The following is a 626-nucleotide window of genomic DNA, read 5'->3' on the forward strand; positions in this document are numbered from 1 at the left end:
GCCATTCACGGTTTCATATTTCATCTCGATCTTGCGGTAATTCTCCACAATCGCCGTGAGATTACCGCCGGCCCGGCAGCTGGCACTGGCAGTGTCAGACTTGTAGCGGTCCGGATAAGCGCGGCTGCTGGGCAAAGGATTGGTGGCAGCACCGTCGCGGCAGGCCATCAGCTCCACACCATCCAGCCGGAACAGGTCGTGCTGGTTGTCATAGGTTGGCGTGCCGCCGCCCACCGAGACCCGCTCAATCGACGAAAACCCCTTCAGCTGCCAGCCAACTCCCAGCCAGGTCTCGGCACGCCCTCGTCCCTTGAAGGAAGAATTGTAGGACAGCCCCAGCCCCGGCTCCAGCCCGCGGAACTCCGGAATGGCAAAGTCCAAAGAATAGCGGAACGCCCCGTCCCCCTGCACGTCATGCGGCACTTCAGTTTCCGGCAGAACCGAGGGATCCTTGCCGACTTCGCCATTACTGAGTTCTGCCGAAGAGTAGCCGGTGAAGATGCAGACATAAGCCAATAGCGCAGCCGCCGCGCGCGCGGAAAACAATTGAGCCGACACAATTACTTCCTTAAATAAACTTCCAATTGTGCGCAAAATGAGCGCAAGCAGACAACCCAGTCAATAGC

General features: G+C 58.5%; 1 protein-coding gene. It reads right to left on the reverse strand.

Annotated features, from left to right (window positions below):
• On the reverse strand, positions 1-558 hold a 558-nt coding region (locus tag RA26_RS21700; protein ID WP_206540449.1), incomplete at its 3' end, for a SpvB/TcaC N-terminal domain-containing protein.
• Positions 559-626: the final 68 nt, after the last annotated feature.

This window comes from Leisingera sp. ANG-M7 (assembly GCF_000813965.1).
In the GTDB taxonomy this organism is placed as follows: Bacteria; Pseudomonadota; Alphaproteobacteria; order Rhodobacterales; family Rhodobacteraceae; genus Leisingera.